The organism is Billgrantia gudaonensis (genome assembly GCF_900100195.1).
Classification (GTDB): Bacteria; Pseudomonadota; Gammaproteobacteria; order Pseudomonadales; family Halomonadaceae; genus Halomonas; species Halomonas gudaonensis.
The window spans coordinates 236,203-259,899 of record NZ_FNES01000002.1 but is presented as its reverse complement, the minus strand read 5'-3'; the positions used below and the strand labels follow the sequence as shown (position 1 = coordinate 259,899).

19 protein-coding genes are annotated in these 23,697 nt (G+C 66.0%); 5 read left to right on the top strand and 14 right to left on the bottom strand.

Annotated elements, in window-relative coordinates:
• Nucleotides 1-3: 3 nt before the first annotated feature.
• The 14 genes from BLP96_RS03305 to BLP96_RS03240 form a co-directional block, all read right to left on the bottom strand.
• The gene (locus BLP96_RS03305) at nucleotides 4-1,281 is read right to left on the bottom strand and encodes a TRAP transporter large permease (RefSeq protein WP_089683043.1); all 1,278 of its coding nucleotides are present in this window, start codon (nucleotides 1,279-1,281) and stop codon (nucleotides 4-6) included.
• A complete protein-coding gene (locus BLP96_RS03300; RefSeq protein WP_089683041.1) occupies nucleotides 1,278-1,769 on the bottom strand; it encodes a TRAP transporter small permease in 492 nt (163 codons plus the stop codon). The genes BLP96_RS03305 and BLP96_RS03300 overlap by 4 nt, the downstream gene beginning before the upstream one ends.
• 55 nt (nucleotides 1,770-1,824) lie before the next feature.
• Nucleotides 1,825-2,856, bottom strand: a complete 1,032-nt coding sequence (locus BLP96_RS03295) for a TRAP transporter substrate-binding protein (protein ID WP_089683040.1) — start codon at nucleotides 2,854-2,856, stop codon at nucleotides 1,825-1,827.
• Between the two features lie 103 nt (nucleotides 2,857-2,959).
• Complete coding sequence (locus tag BLP96_RS03290) at nucleotides 2,960-3,913, bottom strand: LysR family transcriptional regulator (RefSeq protein ID WP_089683038.1); 954 nt, start codon at nucleotides 3,911-3,913, stop codon at nucleotides 2,960-2,962.
• 60 nt (nucleotides 3,914-3,973) lie between these two features.
• On the bottom strand, nucleotides 3,974-4,981 hold the full coding sequence (moaA, locus tag BLP96_RS03285; protein ID WP_089683036.1) for a GTP 3',8-cyclase MoaA: 1,008 nt from the start codon (nucleotides 4,979-4,981) through the stop codon (nucleotides 3,974-3,976).
• Between the two features lie 51 nt (nucleotides 4,982-5,032).
• Entirely contained in the window at nucleotides 5,033-5,776 is a 744-nt protein-coding gene (locus BLP96_RS03280; protein ID WP_089683034.1) for a Crp/Fnr family transcriptional regulator, read from the bottom strand.
• Complete coding sequence (locus tag BLP96_RS03275) at nucleotides 5,736-6,986, bottom strand: molybdopterin molybdotransferase MoeA (protein WP_089683032.1); 1,251 nt, start codon at nucleotides 6,984-6,986, stop codon at nucleotides 5,736-5,738. The genes BLP96_RS03280 and BLP96_RS03275 overlap by 41 nt, the downstream gene beginning before the upstream one ends.
• Nucleotides 6,983-7,567 carry a molybdenum cofactor biosynthesis protein B gene (gene moaB, locus BLP96_RS03270; RefSeq protein WP_089683030.1) on the bottom strand — a complete coding sequence of 195 codons (585 nt, stop codon included), beginning with the start codon at nucleotides 7,565-7,567 and terminating at the stop codon, nucleotides 6,983-6,985. The genes BLP96_RS03275 and moaB overlap by 4 nt, the downstream gene beginning before the upstream one ends.
• Before the next feature lie 10 nt (nucleotides 7,568-7,577).
• On the bottom strand, nucleotides 7,578-8,399 hold the full coding sequence (locus tag BLP96_RS03265; RefSeq protein WP_089683028.1) for a peptidylprolyl isomerase: 822 nt from the start codon (nucleotides 8,397-8,399) through the stop codon (nucleotides 7,578-7,580).
• Between the two features lie 210 nt (nucleotides 8,400-8,609).
• Entirely contained in the window at nucleotides 8,610-9,293 is a 684-nt protein-coding gene (gene narI / locus BLP96_RS03260; RefSeq protein ID WP_089683026.1) for a respiratory nitrate reductase subunit gamma, read from the bottom strand.
• 13 nt (nucleotides 9,294-9,306) lie between these two features.
• Nucleotides 9,307-10,104, bottom strand: a complete 798-nt coding sequence (gene narJ / locus BLP96_RS03255) for a nitrate reductase molybdenum cofactor assembly chaperone (RefSeq protein ID WP_089683024.1) — start codon at nucleotides 10,102-10,104, stop codon at nucleotides 9,307-9,309.
• Nucleotides 10,097-11,653: a nitrate reductase subunit beta gene (gene narH, locus BLP96_RS03250; protein ID WP_089683022.1), complete on the bottom strand. Its 1,557-nt coding sequence runs from the start codon at nucleotides 11,651-11,653 to the stop codon at nucleotides 10,097-10,099. Before narH ends, narJ begins: the two co-directional genes overlap by 8 nt.
• Entirely contained in the window at nucleotides 11,650-15,411 is a 3,762-nt protein-coding gene (locus BLP96_RS03245; RefSeq protein ID WP_089683020.1) for a nitrate reductase subunit alpha, read from the bottom strand. The genes narH and BLP96_RS03245 overlap by 4 nt, the downstream gene beginning before the upstream one ends.
• A 213-nt stretch (nucleotides 15,412-15,624) precedes the next feature.
• Nucleotides 15,625-16,911, bottom strand: a complete 1,287-nt coding sequence (locus BLP96_RS03240) for an MFS transporter (RefSeq protein ID WP_176761442.1) — start codon at nucleotides 16,909-16,911, stop codon at nucleotides 15,625-15,627.
• 174 nt (nucleotides 16,912-17,085) lie between these two features.
• Here BLP96_RS03240 and BLP96_RS03235 point away from each other — a divergent pair, with 174 nt between their 5' ends.
• The 5 genes from BLP96_RS03235 to BLP96_RS03215 all read left to right on the top strand — a co-directional run bounded on the left by BLP96_RS03235 (nucleotide 17,086) and on the right by BLP96_RS03215 (nucleotide 23,662).
• Nucleotides 17,086-18,978 (top strand): histidine kinase, encoded by a 1,893-nt coding sequence (locus BLP96_RS03235; RefSeq protein ID WP_089683017.1) that lies wholly within the window; start codon nucleotides 17,086-17,088, stop codon nucleotides 18,976-18,978.
• Between the two features lie 5 nt (nucleotides 18,979-18,983).
• Nucleotides 18,984-19,649, top strand: a complete 666-nt coding sequence (gene narL, locus BLP96_RS03230) for a two-component system response regulator NarL (RefSeq protein ID WP_089683015.1) — start codon at nucleotides 18,984-18,986, stop codon at nucleotides 19,647-19,649.
• A gap of 292 nt (nucleotides 19,650-19,941) precedes the next feature.
• Entirely contained in the window at nucleotides 19,942-21,570 is a 1,629-nt protein-coding gene (locus tag BLP96_RS03225; protein ID WP_089683013.1) for an MFS transporter, read from the top strand.
• 92 nt (nucleotides 21,571-21,662) lie between these two features.
• A complete protein-coding gene (locus BLP96_RS03220; RefSeq protein ID WP_089683011.1) occupies nucleotides 21,663-22,121 on the top strand; it encodes a universal stress protein in 459 nt (152 codons plus the stop codon).
• 47 nt (nucleotides 22,122-22,168) lie between these two features.
• Complete coding sequence (locus BLP96_RS03215; RefSeq protein ID WP_089683009.1) at nucleotides 22,169-23,662, top strand: MFS transporter; 1,494 nt, start codon at nucleotides 22,169-22,171, stop codon at nucleotides 23,660-23,662.
• Nucleotides 23,663-23,697: the final 35 nt, after the last annotated feature.

The window sequence follows — 23,697 nt, the reverse complement described above, 5'->3', positions numbered from 1 at the left end:
AAGCTAGCCAAGCACCGACGGCAGCCACAGTGTCAAGCCGGGAAACGCGATCAGCAGCAGCAGCACCAGCACGGCCATCAGCACGAACGGCCAGATGGTACGGAACAGCGCGGTGATCTCGAGCCGGCTGACCGCTGCGGCCACGAACACGCAGGCCCCCATGGGCGGCGTGATCAGCGCGATGGTGATGTTCAGGGTGATGATGATGCCGAGGTGCACCGGATCGATTCCCGCCATCATCGCCACCGGCGAGAAGATCGGGGTGAGCAGCATCAGCGCCGAGACCTCCTCCATGAACATGCCGGTGACGAAGGTGATGGCGCTGAGCAGCAGCAGGATCACCACCGGCTGGCTCACGTAGGGTGCCAACAGCTCGACGAAGCGCTCGGGCACCTGAGCGTAGGAGAGCAACCAGCTGATGGTGGCCGCCGCCGCCATGATCAGGAAGATCGCCGCAGTCAGCCGCGTGGTGGTGACGATGGCGTCCCAGAAATCGGTCAACCGCAGTTGGCCAAGCGCCACGCCGCACAGCGCCACGTAGAGGGCGGTGAGCGCGCCGGACTCGGTGGGTGTGACGAAGCCCATGACGATGCCGGCAACGATGATCACCGGAGCGACCAACGCCGGCAGCGCAGCAAAGGCCGCCAGGCCGAGCTCGCTGGCCTGCGGCCAGCGCCCCGAGGTTGCCATGCCCTGGCGCCAGGCGTACCAGGCGTTCATGGCCATGAACGCCACGCCGAGGATCAGGCCCGGCACCACGCCGGCCAGGAACAGGTCGCCCACCGAGGTATTGGTCAGCGAAGCGTAGAGGATCATGAAGATGCTGGGCGGTATGATCGGCCCGATCAGCGAACTGCCGGCAGTCAGGCCGGCGGCGAACGCCGTCGAATAACCCGCCTTGCGCATGGAAGGCACCAGCAACGACCCCAGCGCCGAGGTATCCGCCACCGCCGAGCCGTTGACCCCGGCGAAGAACACGCTGGAGACCACGTTCACGTGGCCCATGCCGCCGCGCAGGTGGCCGACCAGCAGCCGTGCCAGCCCCATCAGCCGGTCAGTCAAGCCGCTGGCGTTCATCAGGTTGCCGGCCAGGATGAACAGCGGTATCGCCATCAGCGAGAAGACGTTGATGCCGCCGAAGAACTGCTGCGGCATCATGCGCGGGATCATGGCCGGATCCACGAACAGAAAGCCCACCACCGCCGTGGCCAGCAACGACACGAACAGCGGCAGGCCGAGCAGCACGTGCACGAGAAAGACCGCGAGCATGGTGAGCGTCATGCAGTCTCCTCCGTCTGGGACGGCAAGGGGCCGGGACCATACCAGAACGCCTGCCAGGCCAGCAGCGCAAAGCCGATGGGCAGCGACAGCATGGGAAGCGTGCGGCTGATGCCCAGCCCCGAAGTAGTGAACATGGCCACCGACAGGGCGTAGCGATAGCTGAACAGCGCACCGGCTGTCGCCAGCAGCAGGGTCAGCAGCCACTGATAGAGGTGTAGCAGGCGCGTGAGCCGTGCCGGCAACAACCGTTCGATCAGCGCCACGCGCATGTGGCCGCCCTCCACCCACACGGCGCCGGCGGCGAGCATCACGCTGCCGATGATCAGAAACCGCGACAGTTCGTCGGTCCAGATCGGCGCGCCGCCGACCAGATAGCGCATGAAGACGCCATACAGGATCACCGCCAGGTTGATCAGCAGCAGGGCGCTGGCCAAGGTCAGCGTCACGGGACGACTGACCGCCAGCACCCGTTGACGAAATCGCGTCATGGGAAGCTGTCCCTTCGCAGGAAGTGCCCGGCCGCGGACGGCCGGGCGGGCAGGATCACTCGGTGAGGTGCGTCATGCCGGCATCTTCCAGCGCCATGTCGATCCAGCGCTGTTCGATGCCCTGCTCCTCGACGAGCCACTCCAGGTAGGCCGGCTGGCCCTGCTCGCGAAACGCCTCGAGGTTCTCCTCGGACGGGCGGATGATCTCCATGCCCTGCTCCTCGAGGTAGGCGATGCGCTCGTCCACCCTGGCCTCGTTGTGCTCGCGGGCCATGACGTTGGCCTCCTCGACCGCCTCCATGAAGGCCTCGCGGGTCTCCTCGTCCCAGCCGTCGATCATCGCGCCGTTGCCGACCAGGAACTGATCGGAGTACTGGATGTTGGCCAGCGTCAGGTAGTCCTGTACCTCGTAGAGGCTGCCGAGGATGATGTACATCGGCGGGTTCATCTGGCCGTCGGCGACCCCGGTGCGCAGGGCCATGTACACCTCGGTCCAGGGAATCGGCGTGCCGGAGGCACCGAAGGCCTCGTAGAGCGCCACCTGGCTGGGATCCATGGCGCGGAAGCGCAGCCCCTCGAAATCGGCCGGCGAGTGAATGGGCTTCTCATCGTTGGTGAAGGCCAGGAAACCGCCCTCTTCGACCACTGCCAGCAGCTGCATGCCGGTGCGCTCCTGCAGGGCCGTCTCGACTTCCTGCCAGTACTCCCCCTCGTCGAAGAAGGTGCGCGCGTCCTCGAAGTCCTCGAACAGGAAGGGAATCGCGCTGACGAAGACCTCGGGCACCAGCGGCGACATCCCGGCGAAGGAGGCGACGTTGAGACTCGGGGAGTTCATGGTCTGCTCCATGCGCTCCTCCTCGTCGCCCAGCTGGCTGTTGGGATAGAGCTCGAGTTCGATTTCGCCGTCGGTCTTCTCCGCCACCAGCTCCTGGAGATTGGTGGCGAAGACGTGAACGGCGTTCTTGTCCGGATCGGGGGCGCCGTTGTAGCTGAGGTTGACGGTGGTCGCCGCCTGGGCCTGAGCGGCCAGGGTCATGGCACCGAGCAGGCAGGCAGCGGGGAGGGACTTGGGCATGAAACGGGTCATCGGCAACTCCTTGTTGTTGTCGGGCGGCGCACTCAGGGCGCCTGGCCGTGGAAGATATCGCCCTTTGCAGGCTAGCCATTGATCCGTTGACGATGCAATTCGCTTAGCGTTGCATTGACGACAACGCTTGCTCGTCCAGCAGCCGCGGCGCATCGGCATTGAGGAAGCGCATCCCGCGTCGCAGATGGTCGACGCAGGCCTGGGCGGCCACCGTCAGCTCACGCCCGGCCCGGCTGACGATCTGGGCACGGGCGCCACTGAGCGCTGGATGGGATAGAGGCAGTACCCGGATGTCGCCCTGGCGCACCTCTTCCATTACCGTCAGCTCCGGCATGAAGGTGACGCCGATGCCGGAGCGCACGAAATTCTTGAGCACCGCCACCGAATTGGTACGCAGCCGTGCGCGCAGGTGCACCCGTTCCTGCTGGGCCACCTGGTTGACCATCTGACGCATGCCGAAGCAGTTGTCCATGAGCCCCAGCGGCCATTCGGCCAGGTCGCCCAGCCCGACCGCTCGCCCGAGCGTCAGCAGCGGGTGCGCCGGTGGGACGATCAAATCCAGCGGTTGGCGGGTCTCGACGTGGGGTTGGATCAACGGATCGACGGGCGGTGCATAGAGCAGCGCCAGCTCCACCTCCCCTTCCTTGACCAGAGCCATGGCTTCGTTGACCCCGGCCATCAGCACTTCGAGTTCGATGCCGGGAAAGGCGGCCATGAAGGATTGCAGCGGCGCCGAGATGAGATCGCTGATGAAGCCCTCGCCCACGGCGATGCGTACCTCGCCGCGTTCCAGCCCCTGCAGGGCCATGAGCTGCGACAGCACCGCCTCTTCGGCGGTGCGCTGGGCATGGTAGTGATCGACCAGCAGGCGACCGGCCGGTGTGGCGCGCACGCCATTGCCGTAACGCTCGACCACCGCCACGCCGAGCTCCTCCTCGAGCCCCTTCAACTGACGACTGATCGCCGAGGCGTCGATGGCCAGGTGGGTCGCCGCCTTGCGCAGCGAACCGCGCCGGATCACCTCACCCAGATAGGCCAGGGCACGCGGATTGAGCATGGTTTCTCCCGACAGGTCGCAAAGCCACAAGAATCGGGAAATTTCGTCATGGCGGCAAGCTCAACCGCCGGTCATGTTCATGAAGCGCACGACCTGGACGTCGCCGTCGGTGGTGAAGTGGTGGCGTTCGGGCTTCTTGGCCATGGCGGCGACGATGGCCGACTTGAGGCGTTCTCTGTCGCCGGGGTGGCGACGCAGCACCGCGCGCAGGTCGACGGAGTGCTCGTTGCCCAGACACAACAGCAATCGGCCCTCGGCGGTGACGCGCACGCGGTTGCAGGCACCGCAGAAGTCGTGACTGTGAGGCGAGATGAAGCCGATCCGCGAATCGCTGTCGGCCATGCGGTAGTAGCGCGACGGCCCCAGGGTGGTCTCGGTGGTGGGCACCAAGGGATGACGTACCTCGATGCGTGCGCGCACCTCGTCGCTACCGCAGAAGGTCTCGGCACGGTCGTGACCGATGCCCTGACCCAGCGGCATCTCCTCGATGAAGCTGATGTCCACACCCTCGGTGCGCGCAAATTCGACCAGGTCGAGAATCTCGTCGTCGTTGCGCCCCTTGAGGATCACCGCATTGAGTTTGATGCGCGCGAAGCCGGCATCCCGCGCGGCGCGGATGCCGTCGATCACCCGGCCGAGTTCGCCGGTGCGCGTCAGCGCCCGAAACCGTGCCGGATCGAGGGTATCGAGACTGACGTTGAGTCGGCGAAGGCCACCGTCGTATAGCTGGCGAGCGTATTTCGCCAGGCCGGCCCCGTTGGTGGTCATGGCGAAATCGGCCAGCCCCTCCAGCGCGCCGATCCGCTCGACCAGGGTCTCGATGCCGCGGCGTACCAGAGGCTCGCCGCCGGTGAGGCGGATCTTCTCCACGCCGAGCTCGACGAAGGCCGCGCACAGCGTGGCCATCTCCTCCAGGGTGAGCACCTGGGCGCGGGGCAGGAAGGTCATCTCCTCGGCCATGCAGTAGACGCAGCGGAAATCGCAGCGGTCGGTGACCGAGAGGCGCAGGTAACGCACCGTGCGGCCGAAGCCGTCGATCAGGGCGGGCTCGCGCGGGGTCGAAGTCATGCGGCCTTTCCTCGTGGTCGGACGCCAACGGGCACGGCAGTCGCGCGGCCGTCAGTCGTCGGTGAGCATGATGTCGCGCAGCTTCTGCTCGTCGAGCACCACCAGTCGCTGGCGATCGATGTTGATCGCGCCGCTGTCACGCAGCTTGGCCAGCAGCCGCGACAGGGTTTCCGGCGTCATGGCGAGCTGGGCCGCCAGCCAGCGCTTGGGAATCGACAGACGGACCACCCGCGGGCTCTTGCTGCGGCCCACCGGCAGCTGGCGAAGGATGTAGCTCACCAGCCGCGACATGGCATCGGCCTGGGTGAGCAGCGCCAGGTCCTCCAGGCGCTCGGTGAGCTCCAGCGCCAGGCGACTCATGAACTCGGCGCGACACTCGGGCTGGCGATCCATGATCTCGCGGCAATGCTCGGCGGGGATGGCCAGCACATGGGTACGCCGCAGCGCCTCGGCGGAATACAGATAGATGCCGCCCCGCGACACCATGCTCAGCTCGCCCAGGGTGCCGCCGCGTTCCACGCAGCGAATGGTCGCCAGTCGCCCATCGCCGGCGCTGCGCGCCAGGCGCACCGCCCCGTTGATGACGATGTACAGCCAATGCGCCGGTGCGTCCTGGCGAAACAGCCACTCGCGATTCTTCAGCGTCTTGAGCTCGGAATGTTCGAGCAGTGCCGCCGCTTCGGCATCATCGAGCGCACCGAGCCACGGCACGCCCTGCACCAGCTCACGCAGCTGCTTGGGCTTGAACAGCAGGTCAGTCGTGGAACTGTCCGCCGGGCAGATAGGGGTATTCATGTCCTTCCTCCACATCGGTATCGGCAGCCATCAACAGATAGCCATGAGCCTGGCTGGCTGCCCGCAACATGTGGGACCCCTGCCCGCCAGCCAGATGGGCGACCGGATGACCGCCCTGCCAGTCGAGTACCACGCGCACCAGCTCAGTGCGACCCGGCGCGCCGCGGCGTGCGAATCCGGCGCGCACCGGAAACCGCTCGAGCGGCCCCACCGCGCGCCCCTGACAGCCGTGGACGAAAGGCAGGGCCAGCAGTTGCCAGCCCACCAGCGAGGCCACCGGATTACCCGGCAGGCCGATCAGCGGCACCCCCTCGGGCGAGCCATCGTCCAGGTAGCCGAAGGCAAACGGCTTGCCCGGCTTGATCGCCACGCCGTGGAACACCAACCCGCCCAGGCGCTCGAGCACCGGGCGCACGTGATCCTCCTCGCCCACCGAGACCCCGCCGGTGCACAGCACCAGGTCGGAGCCGTCACGGGCGGTAGCCAGGGCGTCGTGCAGCGCCGCCGGCGTGTCGGCGACGATGCCCAGGTCGACCACCTGGCAGTGCGCCGCTTCGAGCAACGCCCGCAACATCACCCGGTTGCTGTTGTATACCCGACCGGATTCGTAGGGTATACCGAGTTCGATCAGCTCGTCACCCGTCGACAGCAGTGCCACCTTGAGGCGTGGACGTACCGCAACCTCGGCGAAGCCTTGACTCGCCAGCATGGCCAACGCTGCGGCATCCAGCCGGGTACCCGCCGACAACAGCCGCTCACCGGCCCGATATTCCTCGCCGCGCCGCCGTACATTGGCTCCGGCTCGGGCCTCGCCGCTGACGTGGATGTGCCCCGCCGCGCCACGCGTGACCCGCTCCTGGGGGATCACGCAGTCGGCACCTTCGGGCACCGGCGCGCCGGTGAAGATGCGCGCACAGCCACCTTCCGGCAGTGCTGCCACCTCCGCTCCCGCCGGCACGCGCAGCGCCACCGGCAAGCCCGCGTCACCGGCCGCCGCCAGTTCGGCGCTGCGCAGGGCATAACCGTCCATGGCGCTGTTGTCGACCCCCGGCATGTCGAGGTGGGCGACGACATCGCTGGCCAGCACCCGTCCGCGGGCCCTCTCCACGGCAACCACTTCCTCGCCGGAAAGCGGCTCGGCCGCGGCAATCAGGCGCGCCCTGGCGACGTCGAGGTCGAGCAGTCCCTTGGCGAGCGTGGCACAGCTCATGGGTGGGCTCCTTGACCATGGTCAGGCGTCGACTGCCCCTCGCGTGGCGCACAAGGCGGCGCTTCAGGCAGCACCATGGCCACGAAGTTGCAGGGTCGGGTGCGCGCATCCAGCTGCTCGGCGAGGATGCCATCCCAGGCGGTGGCGCACGCCTTGGGCGAGCCGGGCATGGCGAAGATCAGGGTACGATTGGCCACCCCACCCACGGCCCGGGACTGGATGGTGGAGGTACCGACACTGGCGAGCGACAGGTGGCGGAACAGCTCGCCGTAACCCTCCACGGCCTTGTCGAACAGCGGCATGAGCGCCTCGGGCGTGGTGTCGCGGGGCGTGAAGCCGGTTCCGCCGTTGACCAGGATCACCTGGATGTCGTCGCGCACCACCCACTTGGAGACCACAGCGCGGATGCGGTAGACGTCGTCGGGCACGATACGTCGCTCGACCAGGGCATGGCCGGCCTCGGTCAGGCGCTCGCTGAGCAGGTCGCCGCTGCCGTCTCGGTCATAGCCACGGGTATCGGATACGGTGAGCACGGCAATGCCGAGCGGCACGAAAGACGCCCCGGCGTGGACATGGGCCATGGAATCTCTCCTATTGCATCAGTGAACCGGCGGCATCGTCGTCGAGCTCGATCCCCTCGACACCGATCTCCGCTTCCAGCGCCAGCAGGTAGTGGCGCAACGCCCGGCGCGTGGCCTGCTCGCGCAAGGTATGTCGCACCCGCTCGACGACCGCTTCGAAGGGCAGCTGACGACCCTCGACGCGAGCATCGACGCTGACCAGGTGCCAACCGTAGCGCGAGGCGAGCGGCCGCTCGTGCAGCCCCTCCGGCAGGTGGTGCAGGGCGCGATCGAGCTCGGCCACGGTCTGCCCCGGCGCCAGCCAGCCCAGCTCACCGCCCTCGTCCTTCGAAGGGCAGGCGGAATAGCGCTGGGCGAACTCGGTGAAGCGCTCCGGCACCGTCTGGAGCGTTTCGAGCAGGCTCACGCCCTGGCGGTACTGAGCGTCGCGAGACTCGGCGTCGTCCGGTGCCGCCGGCAGCAGGATGTGGCGAACCGCCAGTCGAGTGGGTTCGCTGAAACGCGCCGGATCGGCATCATAGAAACGCCGGCAGTCCGCCTCCGCGGGTTCCGGCACGTCCAGCTCCTGCTCCAGCAGGGCAGCGATGGCGGCCTCGTTGTCGCCCTCGTCCGCAGCGACGTCGGTCACCAGCCCCCGCTCCACCGCGCGCCGGCGCAGCAGCTCGCGCACCACCAGGGCACGCGCGGCCTGCAGCTGCGCCTCGCCGGCGCTGGACGCCGGGTGGTACTGCATTTCATGGGCGATGTCCGCCTCGCCGATGGCGGTCTCGCCGACCCGGATGGGCGGTGGCGCAGCCCCGCCGGGAATCTGTTCGATCTCGATCATTTGCATGGTCAACTCCAGGAACCTGATCAACAACCTATCGCGACTCGCGGCACCGCTCGGGGCTGATCCGTCGACAAGCCTGCGAGGAGGCGCTGTGAACCCTTCCCTGGGCGCTACCTTCACCATCCATGGTGAAGGACCTCCTCTTCGGCTTGCCCCCGACGCCCCTCGCTGGTGGTATCAGCGCTCGCCCTAGCCTGGACGAATGGGCCGACATCAACCCCGCTTGCGCACCAGCTGGTAACGCCGGGTGATGTAGCCCAGCGGCACGCTCCACACGTGCACCAGTCGCGTGAACGGGAAGAGCAGGATGATGGTCAGGCCGAGGAAGATATGCAGCCTGTAGATCCACGACACCTCGGCCATGTAGTCGGCCGCCCCGCCGCCGAAGAACACGATGGCCTGCGCCCAGGAGGCGAGGGTGATCATCATCTCGCCATCCAGATGGCCCAGCGAAAAGAACACGCTGATCACGCCCAGCGCCGCCTGGAAGACGATCAGCCCGAGGATCAGGGTATCCATCACGCTGGACGACGCCCGCACGCGCGGGTTGGTGATGCGGCGATGCAGCAGCATGGCGCCACCCACCAGGCACAACACGCCGGCAATGCCGCCGACCACGATGGCTACCACTTGCTTGGCCCCGGCGCTCAGGAAGGGCGCATAGACCCAGTGGGGCGTCAGCATCCCGAACAGGTGGCCGAAGAAGATCACGATGATGCCGATGTGGAAGAGATTGCTGGCCAGACGCATGTTCTTCGACGAGAGCATCTGGCTGGAGCCGGTCTTCCAGGTAAACTGGCCGTGGTCATAGCGCATCAGACTGCCGACCAGAAACACCGTACCGGCCAGATACGGGTAGTAGCCGTAGAGCAGGTGCGTGAGGTATTCGGAAAACATGGCGATTCTCCTGTTATCGATCGGACGGGCTGCGACCGACCGAGGGGGCGGGAGCCTCTGCCGGTGACATGATGCGCACGGCCTCGCTGTGCGTGACGTTCTTGCGCTCGGCGAGTCGCCGTCCCTCGGCGGACTGCAGCGCGCAGTCCTGGTCGGACTCGGCGGAGAAGCGAACGGCTTCCTCTTCCCATACCGCATCCAGCGCCTCGGGAGTGTCGTCCGGCGCCTCGTCGCGCACCTGGGGCCGGTGCGGCTCGACGTCGGCCTCGGCGCCGATCAGCGCCAGCAGCGCCCGCGGCACCAGCGCCTGGTCGGCCTCGCGCTCCTCGAGGCGCGCGGTGAGCAGCGCCAGGATATGGCGGATCTCGCCCAGCCAGCGGCCGATCTCCGCCTCGCTGCAGGTGGAGAGGTATTCCAGAAACAGCGGCAGGTAGTCCGGCAGCTCGCGAGCGTCGAGCTCGAAGCCGGCGGCCTGATATTCGTTCATCAGGTCGACCATGGCCTGGCCGCGGTCGCGCGACTCGCCGTGGACGTGTTCGAAGAGCAGCAGCGAGGTGCTGCGACCCTTGTCGAACAGCGCCACGTATTCGGCCTGCAGTTCCAGGAGATCGCCATCGGCCATCTCCTGACACCACGCCATCAGGCGCCGCTTGAGTTCACCGCCCAGGCGTGGCTCGGCGCCGATGACCTCGATCATCTCACCGGCGGCGGCCTGGTGCTCGGGGGTGGGGTAGTCCAGCAGGCGGGCCAGCACGCGCAGGCTGCGCATGCCGGGCTCCGGCTGGGCCATTTGCAGTGCGGCTTCAGCCATGACGGGCCTCCTCGGCTTCGGGTTCGTAGACTTCCACCGGCTTGACCAGGGTGGTGGTCTGGGAGCGACCGTTGAACAGGCTCGGCTTGCTCTCGCCATGGCAGCCGTCGCCGAAGCTGAAGCCACAACCGCCGCGCTCGGGGAAGGCTTCGGTGGCCATCTCGCGGTGGCTGGTGGGAATCACGAAGCGATCCTCGTAGTTGGCGATGGCCAGGTAGCGGTACATCTCCTCTACCTGGGCCTCGGAGAGCTCGACCTCCTCCAGCACCCCGGCGTCGGCCTGACCTTCCACGTGCTTGCCGCGCATGTAGAGACGCATGGCCATCAGGCGCTTGAGCGCCAGTACCACGGGCGCTTCCTCGCCGGCAGTGAGCAGGTTGGCCAGATACTTCACCGGGATGCGCAGCGACTCGATCTTGGGCAGCACGCCGTCGTACTCGACCTGGCCGGCCTCGGCGGCGGACTGGATCGGCGACAGCGGCGGCACGTACCACACCATGGGCAAGGTGCGATATTCGGGGTGCAGCGGCAACGCCAGGCCCCACTCCATGGCCAGCTTGTAGACCGGCGATTCCTGGGCGGCCTTGATCACGTTGTCGGTGATGCCGTCCTTCTTGGCCTGGGCGATCACCTCCGGGTCGTTCGGGTCGAGGAAGATCTCGCGCTGGCGATGGTAGAGGTCGCGCTCGTCCGGGGAGCTCGCCACTTCCTCGATGCGGTCGGCGTCGTAGAGCAGCACGCCGAGGTAGCGGATGCGGCCCACGCAGGTCTCGGAGCACACGGTAGGCATGCCAGCCTCGATGCGCGGGTAGCAGAAGATGCACTTCTCGGACTTGCCGGTCTTCCAGTTGTAGTAGATCTTCTTGTACGGACAGCCGGAGATGCACATCCGCCAACCGCGGCACTTGTCCTGGTCGATCAGGACGATGCCGTCTTCCTCGCGCTTGTAGATGGCGCCTGAGGGGCAGCTCGCCACGCAGGTGGGATTCAGGCAGTGCTCGCACAGGCGCGGCAGGTACATCATGAAGGTGTTCTCGAACTGGCCGTAGATGTCGGCCTGCACCTTCTCGAAGTTGGCGTCCTTGCGGCGTTTGGCGAACTCGGTGCCGAGGATCTCCTCCCAGTTCGGCCCCCACTCGATCTTCTGCATGCGCTCGCCGGAAATCAACGAGCGTGGGCGCGCCACCGGCTGGTGCTTGCCCAGCTTGGCGGTATGCAAGTGCTGGTAGTCGAAGTCGAACGGCTCGTAGTAGTCGTCGATCTCGGGCAGGTCGGGGTTGGCGAAGATGTTCGCCAGCACCCGCCACTTGCCGCCGATGCGCGGCTCGATCTTGCCGTCCTTGCGGCGCAGCCAGCCGCCTTTCCACTTCTTCTGGTTCTCCCACTCCTTGGGATAGCCGACGCCGGGCTTGGTCTCGACGTTGTTGAACCAGGCGTACTCCATGCCTTCGCGGCTGGTCCAGACGTTCTTGCAGGTCACCGAACAGGTATGACAGCCGATGCACTTGTCGAGGTTGAGGACCATGCCTACCTGGGAACGAATCTTCATTTCACGGCCTCCTGAACGGTGTCGTTGCCCTCTTCATCGAGCCAGTCGACGCGCTTCATCTTGCGCACCAGGACGAACTCGTCGCGGTTGGAGCCGACGGTTCCGTAGTAGTTGAAGCTGTAGGCGAGCTGGGCGTAGCCGCCGATCATGTGAGTCGGCTTGGGACACACTCGGGTCACGGAGTTGTGGATACCGCCACGCGTGCCGGTGATCTCGGAGCCCGGCACGTTCACGTTGCGCTCCTGAGCGTGGTACATCATCACCATGCCGTTCTTGACCCGCTGACTGACCACCGCGCGAGCCGCGATGGCGCCGTTGGCGTTGTAGAGCTCGATCCAGTCGTTGTCCTCGACGCCGATGTCGGCCGCGTCATCCTCGGAGAGCCACACCACCGGGCCGCCGCGATTCAGCGTCAGCATCAGCAGGTTGTCCGAGTAGGTGGAGTGGATGCCCCACTTCTGGTGCGGGGTGATCCAGTTCAGCGCCTTGGACGGATTGCCGTTGTCGTTGACGAACACCACGTCCTTGTACGCCTTGGTGTCGATGGGCGGGCGATAGACCAGCAGGCTCTCGCCGAAGGCACGCATCCAGGCGTGATCCTGGTAGAACTGCTGACGGCCGCTCACCGTGCGCCACGGAATCAGCTCGTGGACGTTGGTGTAGCCGGCGTTGTAGGAGACGTGCTCGTCCTCGAGGCCGGACCAGGTCGGACTGGAGATGATCTTGCGCGGCTGGGCGACGATGTCGCGGAAGCGGATCTTCTCCTCCTCCTTGTTCGATGCCAGGTGGGTGTGGTCGCGCCCGGTGATCTTGGACAGCGCACCCCACGCTTTCACCGCCACCTGGCCGTTGGTCTCCGGCGCCAGGGTCAGCACCGTCTCGGCGGCGTCGATGGCGCTCTCGATGCACGGGCGTCCCTTGGCCGGCCCCTCGGCCTTGCGGTAGTTGAGCTTGCCGAGCAGCTCGACTTCGCTGTCGGTGTTCCAGCTGATGCCCTTGCCGCCGTTGCCGAGCTTCTCCAGCGCCGGACCGAGCGAGGTGAAGCGCTCATAGGTGGCCGGGTAGTCGCGCTCGATCTCGATCAGCGCGGGCATGGTCTTGCCGGGGATCGGTTCGCACTCGCCTTTCTTCCAGTCCTTGACCTCGGGCTGGGCCAGCTCGGCGGGAGAGTCGTGCTGGTGCGGCAGAGTGACGAGGTCCGTCTCCACACCCAGGTGGCCTTCGCAGGCCTTGGAGAAGGCCTTGGCGATACCCTTGTAGATCTCCCAGTCGCTGCGCGATTCCCAGGCCGGGTCGGTGGCCGCCGTCAGCGGGTGGATGAAAGGATGCATGTCGGAGGTGTTGAGGTCGTCCTTCTCGTACCAGGTCGCCGTGGGCAGCACGATGTCCGAGTAGAGGCAGGTCGTGGACATGCGGAAGTCGAGGGTGACCAGCAAGTCGAGCTTGCCTTCCGGCGCCGCGTCGTGCCACTTGACCTCCTCGGGCTTGGTGCCGCCCTCCTCGCCCAGGTCCTTGCCCTGGATGCCGTGACGGGTGCCCAACAGGTACTTGAGCATGTACTCGTGCCCCTTGCCGGAGCTTCCCAGCAGGTTGGAGCGCCACACGAAGAGGTTGCGCGGGAAGTTCCGGGGGTCGTCCGGATCCTCGGCAGCGAAAGAGAGCTCGCCCTTCTTGAGCTGCTCGACGGCGTACTCCTTGGTGGCCATGCCCGCCGCCTTGGCGGCTGCGGCGAGACGCAGCGGATTGGTGCCCAGCTGCGGCGCCGAGGGCAGCCAACCCATGCGCTCGGAGCGCACGTTGAAATCGATGAGGCTACCCGGGTAGTCCTCGGCCTTGGCCAGCGGCGAGAGGATCTCCTTGATCTCGAGCTTCTCGTAGCGCCACTGCGAGGAGTGGTTGTAGAAGAAGGAGGTGGAGTTCATGTGGCGCGGCGGACGGGTCCAGTCCAGTCCGAAGGCCAGCGGCAGCCAGCCGGTCTGCGGGCGCAGTTTCTCCTGGCCCACGTAGTGCGCCCAGCCGCCGCCGCTCTGACCGATGCAGCCGCACATCACCAGCATGTTGATCAGGCCACGATAGTTCATGTCCATGTGGTACCAGTGGTTCATGCCGGCACCGACGATGATCATGCTGCGGCCCTGAGTCTTGTCGGCGTTGTCGGCGAACTCACGGGCGATGCGGGTGGCTTGCTCGGCGGATACCCCGGTGATCTTCTCCTGCCACGCGGGGGTGTAGGGCTTGACCTGGTCATACGAAGTGGCGCCGTCGTCCTCGCCGAAGCCACGGTCGATGCCGTAGTTGGCACACATCAGGTCGAAGACGGTGGCGGTCAGCACTTCGCTGCCATCGGCCTTCTTGAGGCGCTTGACGGGCAGGCTGTGAAACAGCAGGCCCTCGGCGGCACCGACTCCCTCGCCCTTGACGTGATCGAAGTGCTCGTGCTCGATGCCGCCGAAGTAGGGGAAGGCGACTCGGGCCACCTCGTCATGCTTGTCGGCGAGCGTGAGCAGCGGCTGGATATCGTTGCCGTCGGCATCGCGGGGTTCGAGGTTCCACTTGCCCTCTTCGCCCCAACGGAAGCCGATGGAACCGCGCGGCACGACGAGCTGATCGCGGGTCTCGTCCCAGGCCACGGTCTTCCACTCGGGGTTGTTGTCCTGCCCCATGTTCTTGGCGAAGTCGCTGGCGCGCAGCTGGCGACCCGGCGCATAGCTGCCATCTTCGCGCGCTTCCAGCTCGACCAGGAACGGCATGTCGGTGTAGCGCCGCACGTAGTCGGTGAAATAGGCGCTGGGCTTGTCGAGGTGGAACTCCTTGAGGATGACATGCCCCATGGCCATGGCCAGAGCGGCGTCGGTGCCCTGCTTGGCCGACAGCCACTCGTCGGTGAGCTTGGAGACCTCGGCGTAGTCCGGGGTGATGGAGACGGTCTTGGTGCCCTTGTAGCGCACTTCGGTGAAGAAGTGGGCGTCGGGCGTACGGGTCTGAGGGACGTTGGATCCCCAGGCGATGATGTAACCGGAGTTGTACCAGTCGGCGGACTCGGGTACGTCGGTCTGCTCGCCCCAGGTCATCGGCGAGGCCGGCGGCAGGTCGCAGTACCAGTCGTAGAAGCTCATGCACACGCCGCCGATCAGCGACAGGTAGCGGCTGCCGGCGGCGTAGCTGACCATCGACATGGCGGGAATCGGCGAGAAGCCGATGATGCGGTCTGGCCCGTACTGCTTGGCGGTGTAGACGTTGGAGGCGGCGATCAGCTCGTTGAGTTCGTTCCAGTCGGCGCGCACGAAGCCGCCCATGCCGCGGGCGCGCTTGTACTGCTTGGTTCTGGCCGGGTCCTCGACGATAGAGGCCCAGGCATCGACCGGGTCTTTCTTCTCGGCCAGTGCCTCGCGCCACAGCTTGAGCAGGGGCTTTCTGATCAGCGGGTACTTGAGGCGGTTGGCGCTGTACATGTACCAGGAGTAGCTGGCCCCCCGCGGACAACCGCGCGGCTCATGGTTGGGCAGGTCGGGGCGGGTGCGCGGGTAGTCGGTCTGCTGGGTCTCCCAGGTGACCAGGCCATTCTTGACGTAGATCTTCCAGCTGCACGAGCCGGTACAGTTCACGCCATGGGTGGAGCGCACGATCTTGTCGTGCTGCCAGCGCTGACGGTAGCCGTCCTCCCAGCCGCGGGACTCGTCGCGGACCTCGCCATGCTCGTTGGCAAAGGGCTCGCGGGCCTTGCGGAAGAAGTTCAGCCGATCGATGAAGTGACTCATGGTCGCTCTCCAGGCTCCTCGAAAGATGCGTGACCGCTGCTTGGGTCACTCTCTGGCGCCGGGCGGTCGATGGGTCTTCTCCACCGCTCCAGGCACGGTCTCTAAGCGTCGATTCTGGGGTATCGGTACGGCGATTACTGCCCGGTTACCTCCATATACCGCCGCCCTACCCCCAAGGTGATAGACGGCCCCGACCGGGGGAGATAGCCCGTCTCAGGCCACGGCTCCGGTGCGCGAGCGCGGATCCCAGCGCATCAGCAGCATGCACACGGCCAGCGCGGCATAGAGGAACATGAAACCGGCGGTGCGGATGCCGATCCATTCGTTGCCGAGCACGAACATCAGCGGCAGCAGTGCGGCAAACAGTCCGCCGAGAGCGAGTGCCAGCCCACCCGAGCGCACCATGTCATCGCCGTGCTCGCGGTACAGCAGGCACATCAGGCTGCCCTTGCCGATGCCCATGGCCAGACCCATCGTCGTCAACAGAGCGACGAAACCGACCAACGGCATGCTGAAATGCAGCGCCAGATCGCCGTGGATGCCGTGGATCTGCATGGAGAAGTCGGGGTAGGAGAGGAAGAACAGGCAGGTCATCACGACGGCGCTGACCCACCAGCGCAGGTCGCGGAAGTCGCGCCGGTCGGCCAGGGCACCGCCCAGGATCTGGCCCAGCCCGCCGGGCAGCGTGAACAGCAGGGCCCACAGCGCTGCGTGCTGCAGCGGCAGCTGGTACTGGGCGGCGAGATAGCCGGGCAACCACAGCGCCAGCGCCACGAAGGTGCCGTAGAAGAAACTGTAATAGAGCGCCAAACGCCACACCGCCAGTGGCGGCCAGCCGAACCGGTTCGCAGCCAGACGCGAGCTCGGCGACGCCCCCCGGGATGTCCCGGACACCGAAGAAGCTGCCAGTGGCTCATCATCGGCGAACACCCACAGCAGCAGCGCCACCAGCAGCACCGGCAGCAGATAGAGCTTGGGCGCCAGCGGCCAGCCGTAGGCGCGGCTGATCAGCGGCAGCAGGCAGTAGGTGAGCCCCGCCCCCAGCATGCCGGCACCGTAGAGTCCCAGCGCCAGACCGGCATGCCGCCGCGGCCCGAGAGCCGCCACGTAGACGAGGCCCGCGGCCAGCGAGCCGGCGCCCAGCCCCAGGCCGGCACCGGCCAGCAGGAAATCAGCATAGCCTCGCGAATTCGCGATGGCCCACAGGAAAGGGCAGATCAGCAGCAGACAACCGATCATCACCCGACGACCGCCCAGGCGGCGGGCCAGCATCGCCATGGGCAGCGCCGCCAGCGCCCCGGTGAACAGCGGCATGGCGAGCAGGGTGGCGAACTGCACCTCGCCGAAGCCCAGCGAGCGCTTCAACTCCACCCCGAGCACGGCGAAAATGGTCCAGCTGGCGAAGACCAGCGCGAAAGCGAGAGGCGACAGCAGCACCACCACGAGCGAAGGATAGTCGATCGGCCGGCCCTCGGCCGGGCCGTTCCGGGCAGGTTTCATGAACGACGCGTCCCGTGGCAAGGTCGTAGACATTCTCGGAAGCGCCGCCGACAGCGTCAAAAGGGCATGCGAGGTACCTCTTTGGAGGCGAATGCGGCTACCCCGCCGCCGCTTGCGGTATAGTCGAGCCTCGGCCCTACCCATCCCGACACCCAGCGGAGATCCGACCCGGCGATGAAACTGCTGCAACGTTCCCTGGTGGCCCGCATCGTGGCCTCGCTACTCGCCATCAGCGGCATGGCGCTGATCAGCATCGTGGTGACCATGGCGGTGGCCGGAGGCAGCCAGGGCGATGCCGCCGCCATCAACGTGGCCGGCTCGCTGCGCATGAACACCTACCAGATCGTCGCCGCTCTGCAGCGCTACCAGCACCAGCCCACCGACGCCCACGAGGCGGCAGTACGCGTGTACGCCCAGCGCTTCGGCGAGCGCCTGGAAAACGAGGAGCTGACCGGTGCCATCCCGCGCTCCGAAGCCCACGAATTGCGCAAGCAGTACCGCCTCATTCTCACCCGCTGGTACAACGAACTGGGCCCCCATGTGGAAGAGGTCATCGATACTCGCCAGCTGCGCGGCGGCCAGCTCGACCGAACCCTGGACGACCTGGTCGGCGACATCGACACCATGGTCACCCAGCTGGAGGAGAACACCGAAGCCAAGATCCGCCTGCTCAGCGCCCTGCAGATCCTGTTTCTCGGCCTGACGGCGGTGGTGGTAGGCATCGCGCTCTACGACATCCGTCACAACCTGGTGCTGCCGCTACGCCAGTTGCTGGTGCTGGCCCGCCAGGCAACGCGCCGCGACTTCTCCCACCGTACGAAACTCACCGGTCACGATGAACTGGCCACCCTCGGGCGCACCTTCGACAACATGGCCGAGCAGTTGGCCTCCAGCTATGCCGAACTGGAAGCACGCGTGGCACGCCAGACCCAGGAACTGGAGCGCAGCAACCAGGTGATGCGGGTGATGCACGACGGCAGCCGCTCGTTGTACGGCGGCGGCAACGACCTGTGCGCCAGCGCCGCGCCCATGCTCCGGCACATCGAGCAGCTGCTGGAGATCGGCCCCATCCGGCTGTCGCTCAACGACCCCTACGACGACCGCCAGATCCCCATCCTGGCCACCCAGTCCGCGCGACGCCCGGCCTACTGCCGCGACCACGACTGCCACGCCTGCCTGCTCGACCCGCACCCCCTCAACCTGCCGGATACCGAGGAGGGAGAGTGCCTGCTGCTGCCGGTGAGCGTGGGCGACGAGATGCTCGGTACCCTGGAGATCTGGCACCCCCGGGAGGAGCGCCTCTCCGACAGCGTGCGGCGCCTGCTCAATGCCCTGGCCGACCAGCTGGCCACCGCCGTTTACCTGCAGCGGCGCATCGAAGAGGAGCAGCATGTCTCGTTGATCAACGAACGTACCGTGATCGCCCGCGAACTCCACGACTCCCTGGCCCAGTCGCTCTCCTATCTCAAGATGCAGGTGGCACGCCTCGAGCGCATGCAGGCCAAGAACACTCCGCGCGAAACCCAGGCCGCGGTATTCGACGAGCTGCGCACCGGCCTCAACAGCGCCTATCGCCAGCTGCGCGAGCTGCTCACCACCTTCCGCCTCAAGCTGGAAGGCGCGGGTCTGCAATCGGCCCTGCGCCAGGCCACCGAAGAGTTCACCGAGCGCATGGGCGCCCCGGTCGAGCTGCACTACGACGTACCGCCCCACCTGCTCAATCCCAACGAAGAGATTCACGTGCTGCAGATCGCCCGCGAGGCGCTGAGCAACACTCACAAGCACGCCGAGGCGCACTGGGCATCGGTCGCCGTACGCTTCGAGCAGGCACGCATCCACCTGTCCATCGAAGACGACGGCGTGGGTCTCGAGGACGATGCCTCGCCACCCATGCACTACGGACTGGTGATCATGCGCGACCGTGCCCAGACCCTCGGCGGCGAACTGGTCATCGCCAACCGGGCTGGCGGTGGCACGCGCATCGAGCTCACGTTCACCCCGCAGACGGCGCGACTGATCACCCGCCAGCCGGCATCGTCTTCCACCGTCCACGAGCAAGGAAACTGACCCCCATGGCACCGTCCGACCACGAGACCCCCGCCAGCATCCTGATCATCGACGACCACCCCCTGTTGCGGCGCGGCGTCGCCCAGTTGCTCGAACTGGAGGACGACCTCACGCTGGTCGGCGACACCGGCGAGCCCAGCGAAGGCGTCCGCCTGGCCGATGAACTCGACCCGGACATGATCCTGCTGGATCTCAACATGCCGGGCATGGACGGCATCCAGACCCTCAAGGCGCTGCGCGAGGCAGGTTTCGCCGGGCGCATCGTGATGTTCACCGTTTCCGACCACGAGGACGACCTGGTGGCGGCGCTGCGCGCCGGCGCCGACGGTTATCTGCTCAAGGACATGGAGCCCGAGGAGATGGTACGCCAGCTGCGCCAGGCCGCCCTGGGCCGCATGGTGGTCAGCGAGAGTCTCACCGCCCTGCTCGCCGAAGCGCTGCGCAGCCAACGCACGCAACCGGCCACGCCGGACATCCACAGCCTGACCCAGCGCGAGCGCGAAATCCTGCGCGAGCTGGCCGCCGGACTCTCCAACAAGCTGATCGCCCGCAAGCTCGACATCACCGAGGGCACGGTGAAGGTGCACGTCAAGCACCTGCTCAAGAAGCTCAACCTGCGCTCGCGGGTGGAGGCGGCGGTGTGGGCCGTCCAGGAAGGCATCGACCGGTAGGAAAACGAGAGAGGTAAGAACGGGTTCTGTGTGGATACCTCCAATGACTTTTCGGCGCCGACAGGGCGCCTTTCTTTTGCCTGCCGATTTTTGCAACACCAATGAAGACAGTGAGTTATAAAAATACCCCTGCTACCCCTCAAGTGGTATTTCCCTGATTTCACGGCCATTTCGGCCGGTTTCACCGCCCCGAGCGGCGTCGTATCTTTCGAGCATCTGCACTGAATTGATCCCGGTCAGGCCTCAGGGTGCAAGCCGGGCATCGACGGACTCACCATCAGGGGAAACCACCATGGCCAACACAGACGCCGACCTGGGCAAGGTCGCCTCCGGCAGGAAGAATGCCGACCTCGAACACTGGGACGTCGAGAACGACGCTTTCTGGGAGCGCGAGGGCAAGAAGGTCGCCACGCGCAACCTGTGGATCTCCATTCCCAGCCTGCTGATGGGCTTCGCGGTCTGGCTGATGTGGGGCATGATCACCACCCAGATGCGCAACCTCGGTTTTCCGTTCAGCGTCGACCAGCTGTTCACGCTGACGGCGATTGCCGGCCTTTCCGGCGCCACCCTGCGCATTCCCGCCTCGTTCATGATCCGCATCGCCGGCGGGCGCAACACCATCTTCCTGACCACGGCGCTGCTGATGCTTCCCGCCGCCGGCACCGGCATCGCGTTGATGAACCCGGGCACCCCCTTCTGGGTCTTTCAGGCCCTGGCTCTGCTCTCGGGCATCGGCGGCGGCAACTTCGCCTGCTCGATGAGCAACATCTCCACCTTCTACCCGAAGAAACAGCAGGGCTACGCCCTGGGCATGAACGCCGGGCTGGGCAACTTCGGCGTCACCACCATGCAGATCCTGATTCCGCTGGTGATGACGGTGGGCATCTTCGGCGCCATCGCCGGCGCTCCCATGGAGCTGCAGCAGGCCAGCGGCACCCTGATCGGACGCATCGAGGCGGGTACCGAGACCTGGATCCAGAATGCCGGCTTCGTCTGGCTGGTGTTTCTGATCCCGCTGGCCTTCGCCGGCTGGTTCGGCATGAACAACATCCGCGACATCACCCCCAACCCCGGCAGCCCGGCCGCCGCCTTCGGCAAGATTCTCGGCCTCTACGCCGTGGGCATGCTAACCTCCATCGCCGGCGTAGTGGCACTGGGGTGGCTCAACATGTGGATCGCCCTGCCGCTGACCATCGCTCTGACGCTCGCTCTGCTGCGTCTGATGCCCGGCCAGATCCGCGTCAACATCCAGAAGCAGTTCGCCATCTTCCGCAACAAGCACACCTGGTCGATGACGGTGCTCTACATCGCCACCTTCGGCTCCTTCATTGGCTTCTCGGCGGCCCTGCCGCTCTCCATCACCGTCATCTTCGGCAACATGATGGAAGTCGCTGCCGACGGCAGCGTCACCCGCATCGCCAACCCCGACGCGCCCAGCGCCCTGACCTGGGCCTGGATGGGTCCCTTCGTCGGCGCCCTGATACGTCCGGTGGGCGGCTGGATCTCCGACAAGCTGGGCGGCTCCATCGTCACCCAGGTGATCTCGGTGATCATGGTGATCGCCTCGGCGGCCGTGGGCTACGTGATGATGCTGGCCTACAACTCGACCGATCCCAACCAGTACTTCTGGATGTTCCTGGTGCTCTTCATCGTGCTGTTCGCCGCCAGCGGCATCGGCAACGGTTCCACCTTCCGCACCATCGGGGTGATCTTCGACCAGCAACAGAAGGGCCCGGTGCTGGGCTGGACTTCCGCCGTGGCCGCCTACGGCGCCTTCATCGCCCCGCGGGTGATGGGCGAGCAGATCAAGCTGGGTACCCCGGAACTCGCCATGTACGGCTTCGCGATCTTCTACGCGATCTGCCTGGTGGTGAACTGGTGGTTCTACCTGCGCCCGAACGCCGAGATCAAGAACCCCTAATAGCGACCCACCCTGACGCCGTCACGACCGTGCTCCTCTCCCCCGAGTTCGGGCACGGTCACTCGAAAGTCCGTCTCACACGGAGGTAAGTCATGAAGATCATGATCGCCTATGACGGCTCACGTAACGCCAAGCTGGCGCTCGCTCAGACGATCGGCATGTTCCGCTGCAACGCGCCGCTGCTGATGCTGGTAGGGGTCGCCGAGAACCCGCGCGACGCCACCGACGCCAACGAGGATCTCTTCCAGGAAGAGGTCGACCAACTCAAGAAGGCGCTTCAGGAAGGCGCCGACTTCGCCACCCGGGAGGGTTTCGACGTCGACTGGAGTCTCGCCGAAGGGGACGCGCGCAAGATGCTGCTGCACGCCACCCAGAAGCACCGGCCCGATCTGTTGATCATCGCTCGCCACAGCAACAAGCCCGACGGGGGCATCATCGCCCAGTCGCTGAGCTACTTCGTCGACGAACTCGACTACATGACCTTCGGCAGCGTCAGCTCCTTCCTCGCCCGGCGAGTGGAGTGTCCTCTGCTGATCTTTCCCAGCCCCTGACACGGGGTTACAGGCTTCTTCCTTCGCGAGATCAGGATGACACGACCATGAAAGTCGCCGACCTATTCAAGTTCCGCACCCCCGAGATCCGGGCCCTGCACCTGACCTGGATCGCCTTCTTCATCACCTTCTACGTCTGGTTCAACATGGCGCCGCTGGCCAGCAGCATGCTCAAGAGCGTGGACTGGCTGACGGCGGACGACCTCAAGCTGTTCGCCATCTGCAACGTCGCGCTGACCATCCCGGCGCGCATCATCGTGGGCATGGCACTCGACCGCTTCGGCCCGCGCCGGGTGTTCTCGGTGCTGATGGTGAGCATGTCGATCCCCGCCCTGGTGTTCGCCTTCGGCGATACCATGACCCAGTTGCTGGTTTCCCGCCTGGTACTGAGTTCCGTCGGCGCCAGCTTCGTGGTGGGCATCCACATGACGGCGCTGTGGTTCAAGCCCAAGCACATCGGCTTCGCCGAGGGTTTCTACGCTGGCTGGGGCAACTTCGGCTCCGCCGCCGCCGCCATGACCCTGCCGACCATCGCCATCACCTGGTACGGCGGTGCCGATGGCTGGCGTTGGGCCATTGCCCAGAGCGCCATCGTCATGGCCGCCTACGGCGTCTACTACTGGTTCGCCATCACCGACGGCCCCGATGCCAAGGCCCACCGCAAGCCGCGCAAGGCGCTGGCCATGGAGGTGAGTAGCTGGGGCGACATGGTCAAGCTGATCCTGTGGACAATCCCGCTGGTGGGCGTACTGGGCATCCTGGTGTGGCGCATCCAGAACCTGGGCTACCTCTCCACCACCGGTGCGGCCATCGCTTACCTGGCGATCATCGCCGTGGTCGGCTATCAGATCGTGCAGATCCTGCGCGTCAACGTGCCGCTTCTCAAGAAGGGCGTACCGGAAGACGACCGATACTCCTTCAACAGCGTGGCCGCGCTCAACAGCACCTACTTCGCCAACTTCGGCGCCGAGCTGGCAGTGGTTTCCATGCTGCCGATGTTCTTCGAGCAGACCTGGGGGCTCAGCGCCGCTGCCGCCGGCCTGATCGCCGCCTCGTTCGCCTTCGTCAACCTGGTGGCGCGCCCCATGGGCGGGCTGGTTTCCGACCGTCTGGGCAACCGCCGCTTCGTGATGCTCAGCTACATGTTCGGCATCGGCATCGGCTTCGTACTGATGGGCCTGCTCGATGCCAGCTGGCCGCTGATCATCGCCATTGCCATCACCATCTTTACCTCCTTCTTCGTGCAGGGGGCGGAAGGGGCGACCTTCGGCATCATTCCCTCGATCAAGCGCCGTATCACCGGCCAGATCTCGGGCATGGCCGGCGCCTACGGCAACGTGGGAGCGGTGGTCTACCTGACCATCTTCACCTTCGTCACGCCCACTCAGTTCTTCTACATCATCGCCACCGGCGCCTTCCTCAGCTGGCTGATCTGCCTGCTGTGGCTGAAAGAGCCGGAAGGGGCCTTCGACGAGGAGTACTACGTCTCTTCGGTGGACCGCCTGATCGAAGAGCAGGAGCAGGCACCGCTCAAACCCTAGCCGGGCGGGTAGTGCAATCCAGCGTGCGACGGCCG

Bases quoted from the DNA above. Each gene is read 5' to 3' on its own strand.
- BLP96_RS03305 (WP_089683043.1), bottom strand. From the start codon at position 1,281: ATGACGCTCACCATGCTCGCGGTCTTTCTCGTGCACGTGCTGCTCGGC.
- BLP96_RS03300 (WP_089683041.1), bottom strand. From the start codon at position 1,769: ATGACGCGATTTCGTCAACGGGTGCTGGCGGTCAGTCGTCCCGTGACG.
- BLP96_RS03295 (WP_089683040.1), bottom strand. From the start codon at position 2,856: ATGACCCGTTTCATGCCCAAGTCCCTCCCCGCTGCCTGCCTGCTCGGT.
- BLP96_RS03290 (WP_089683038.1), bottom strand. From the start codon at position 3,913: ATGCTCAATCCGCGTGCCCTGGCCTATCTGGGTGAGGTGATCCGGCGC.
- moaA (WP_089683036.1), bottom strand. From the start codon at position 4,981: ATGACTTCGACCCCGCGCGAGCCCGCCCTGATCGACGGCTTCGGCCGC.
- BLP96_RS03280 (WP_089683034.1), bottom strand. From the start codon at position 5,776: ATGAATACCCCTATCTGCCCGGCGGACAGTTCCACGACTGACCTGCTG.
- BLP96_RS03275 (WP_089683032.1), bottom strand. From the start codon at position 6,986: ATGAGCTGTGCCACGCTCGCCAAGGGACTGCTCGACCTCGACGTCGCC.
- moaB (WP_089683030.1), bottom strand. From the start codon at position 7,567: ATGGCCCATGTCCACGCCGGGGCGTCTTTCGTGCCGCTCGGCATTGCC.
- BLP96_RS03265 (WP_089683028.1), bottom strand. From the start codon at position 8,399: ATGCAAATGATCGAGATCGAACAGATTCCCGGCGGGGCTGCGCCACCG.
- narI (WP_089683026.1), bottom strand. From the start codon at position 9,293: ATGTTTTCCGAATACCTCACGCACCTGCTCTACGGCTACTACCCGTAT.
- narJ (WP_089683024.1), bottom strand. From the start codon at position 10,104: ATGGCTGAAGCCGCACTGCAAATGGCCCAGCCGGAGCCCGGCATGCGC.
- narH (WP_089683022.1), bottom strand. From the start codon at position 11,653: ATGAAGATTCGTTCCCAGGTAGGCATGGTCCTCAACCTCGACAAGTGC.
- BLP96_RS03245 (WP_089683020.1), bottom strand. From the start codon at position 15,411: ATGAGTCACTTCATCGATCGGCTGAACTTCTTCCGCAAGGCCCGCGAG.
- BLP96_RS03240 (WP_176761442.1), bottom strand. From the start codon at position 16,911: ATGAAACCTGCCCGGAACGGCCCGGCCGAGGGCCGGCCGATCGACTAT.
- BLP96_RS03235 (WP_089683017.1), top strand. From the start codon at position 17,086: ATGAAACTGCTGCAACGTTCCCTGGTGGCCCGCATCGTGGCCTCGCTA.
- narL (WP_089683015.1), top strand. From the start codon at position 18,984: ATGGCACCGTCCGACCACGAGACCCCCGCCAGCATCCTGATCATCGAC.
- BLP96_RS03225 (WP_089683013.1), top strand. From the start codon at position 19,942: ATGGCCAACACAGACGCCGACCTGGGCAAGGTCGCCTCCGGCAGGAAG.
- BLP96_RS03220 (WP_089683011.1), top strand. From the start codon at position 21,663: ATGAAGATCATGATCGCCTATGACGGCTCACGTAACGCCAAGCTGGCG.
- BLP96_RS03215 (WP_089683009.1), top strand. From the start codon at position 22,169: ATGAAAGTCGCCGACCTATTCAAGTTCCGCACCCCCGAGATCCGGGCC.